Origin of the sequence: Neisseria sp. HMSC064E01 (assembly GCF_001808875.1) — a bacterium.
In the GTDB taxonomy this organism is placed as follows: domain Bacteria; phylum Pseudomonadota; class Gammaproteobacteria; order Burkholderiales; family Neisseriaceae; genus Neisseria; species Neisseria sicca_A.
This window is the reverse complement of sequence record NZ_KV794896.1, coordinates 694-2,932: the sequence shown is the minus strand read 5'-3', so window position 1 is coordinate 2,932 and position 2,239 is coordinate 694. Positions and strand designations below refer to the sequence as shown.

Below are 2,239 nucleotides of genomic sequence, written 5' to 3'. Positions count from 1 at the left end.
TTGCCTATCGAAGACGTATTCTCTATCTCCGGCCGTGGTACTGTAGTAACCGGTCGTGTAGAGCGCGGTATCATCCACGTTGGTGACGAGATTGAAATCGTAGGTCTGAAAGAAACCCAAAAAACCACTTGTACCGGTGTTGAAATGTTCCGCAAACTGCTGGACGAAGGTCAAGCCGGTGACAACGTAGGCGTATTGCTGCGCGGTACCAAACGCGAAGAAGTGGAACGCGGTCAAGTATTGGCTAAACCGGGTACCATCACTCCTCACACCAAATTCAAAGCAGAAGTGTACGTATTGAGCAAAGAAGAGGGTGGTCGTCATACTCCGTTCTTCGCTAACTACCGTCCACAATTCTACTTCCGTACTACTGACGTAACCGGCGCGGTTACTTTGGAAGAAGGTGTAGAAATGGTTATGCCTGGTGAGAACGTAGCGATCACAGTAGAACTGATTGCACCGATCGCTATGGAAGAAGGTCTGCGCTTTGCGATTCGCGAAGGTGGTCGTACCGTAGGTGCAGGCGTGGTTTCTTCTATCATCGCTTAATTGAAGGATATTGATAAATGGCAAACCAAAAAATCCGTATCCGCCTGAAAGCTTATGATTACAGCCTGATCGACCGTTCTGCTCAAGAAATTGTTGAAACTGCAAAACGTACCGGTGCCGTTGTAAAAGGTCCGATTCCGTTGCCGACTAAAATCGAGCGTTTCAACATTCTGCGTTCTCCACACGTGAACAAAACTTCTCGTGAACAATTGGAAATCCGCACCCACTTGCGCCTGATGGATATCGTGGACTGGACTGACAAAACTACCGATGCACTGATGAAACTGGACTTGCCAGCCGGTGTTGATGTAGAAATTAAAGTTCAATAATCGTTGCTTTTGATAGAAAGCCGAATGGTTTATCCGTTCGGCTTTTTATTTTTTAACCCATTGAAGCATTTATGGTGGATTCAAATAGAAATAGGGCATTCTGTTGATTGGTATTTTGCACAATCGAGACTTCATCGATGGAATTGAGTTTTTGAATTTTATTAGGTCTTGCTTACTGTTAAAGATCGATATGTGCATCATTGGAAATCGGTTTGTATTTGTATGGGGAGCCGGTGTTCCGGTGTGAGATAAATAATTCTTTGAACACTTTCCGTGGGTAAAGCCTACGCGACGTTTTCTCCCTTTATTCAGGACAAAGGTTGTCTGAAAGCATAGGTGCAGCAGGTCAAAGAAACCATGTTGAGGTCGTCTGAAAACAGATGATTGGCGAAATTCATTTGAGCTTTTGCGAAACCTATATTGAAGTACGGCAAATTTTGATGGGTTATTGCGATTCGGCCAACTCTTGTCCAAAGGATGCAATAAGCTGGCGGTAAATTTGATAAGCTGATAAACGGTTGCGATTTTGGTATTTTCATCCTCTTTTGCGGAGGAGAGGAATAGGGAAAATACGGAAATAGCGGAAATATAGTGGATTAACTTTAAACCAGTACGGCGCTGCCTCGCCTTTCCGTACTATCTGGATTTTGGGGAATTTTGCAAAGGTCTCTATCTGTACTATCTGCGGCTTCGTCGCCTTGTCCTGATTTAAATTTAATCCACTATAAAATGAAACGGCTTTGCAGCAAGTTTATTGATACAAAAAGGTCGTCTGAAATCCGATTTTCGTTTTCAGACGACCTTTTTAGTGTGTCAAGGGGTTATTTTGGCTCTTGCGGTACATAACCTTGAACGGCATCTGCGCCGTCGCCGAAGAAATACTGCTCCATTTGTTGTGCCAGATATTCGCGCGCACGTGGGTCGGCGAGGCTCAAACGGTTTTCGTTAATCAGCATGGTTTGATGGCGTGTCCACGCATTCCAAGCTTCTTGGGATACATTTTCAAAAATGCGCTTGCCCAATTCGTTGGGCAGCGGTGGGAATTTCATACCTTCGGCTTCTTTGCCGAGTTTGACGCAGTGAACCATACGGGTCATGGCGGTTTTCCTTCAAAAACGGGGTTTCAGACGAGGCATATTTTAACGTATCGGCTGACGTTCGGAAAGGCGGGGATGGGCTTACCACATTGCCTTTCTACGCAAAGGCTCGTTATGGTCGCCTTTGACCAGCTCCCAAATGGTCAGGCCCATTTGGGGTCCGAGAAGTGCTTTTTGTGTCCGTACTCCTTCTCCTTCAGGGAAAATTTCGCCTTTATTGAAATGGCGGGTCTCACCGTCAAAGCTGGTGATTTTCCACATACC

3 protein-coding genes and 1 pseudogene are annotated in these 2,239 nt (G+C 45.5%); 2 read left to right on the top strand and 2 right to left on the bottom strand.

Going from position 1 to position 2,239, the window contains the following annotated elements; all coding sequences use genetic code 11:
- Together HMPREF2572_RS02950 and rpsJ are read left to right on the top strand one after the other, a co-directional pair.
- A partial coding sequence (locus HMPREF2572_RS02950; protein WP_246827751.1) for an EF-Tu C-terminal domain-related protein occupies positions 1-549 on the top strand: 549 nt, incomplete at its 5' end.
- A 17-nt stretch (positions 550-566) separates the two neighbouring features.
- Complete coding sequence (rpsJ, locus tag HMPREF2572_RS02945; RefSeq protein WP_002642322.1) at positions 567-878, top strand: 30S ribosomal protein S10; 312 nt, start codon at positions 567-569, stop codon at positions 876-878.
- 821 nt (positions 879-1,699) lie between these two features.
- On the opposite strand, the gene HMPREF2572_RS02940 is transcribed toward rpsJ, so the two are convergent.
- Positions 1,700-1,975 carry an oxidative damage protection protein gene (locus HMPREF2572_RS02940; protein ID WP_003762149.1) on the bottom strand — a complete coding sequence of 92 codons (276 nt, stop codon included), beginning with the start codon at positions 1,973-1,975 and terminating at the stop codon, positions 1,700-1,702.
- An 81-nt stretch (positions 1,976-2,056) separates the two neighbouring features.
- Positions 2,057-2,239, bottom strand: a pseudogene (locus tag HMPREF2572_RS15015) (hypothetical protein); the annotation flags it as partial.

What these genes read in the sequence shown, in the direction of transcription:
- rpsJ (WP_002642322.1), top strand. Translation starts at nt 567, where the DNA reads ATGGCAAACCAAAAAATCCGTATCCGCCTGAAAGCTTATGATTACAGC.
- HMPREF2572_RS02940 (WP_003762149.1), bottom strand. Translation starts at nt 1,975, where the DNA reads ATGACCCGTATGGTTCACTGCGTCAAACTCGGCAAAGAAGCCGAAGGT.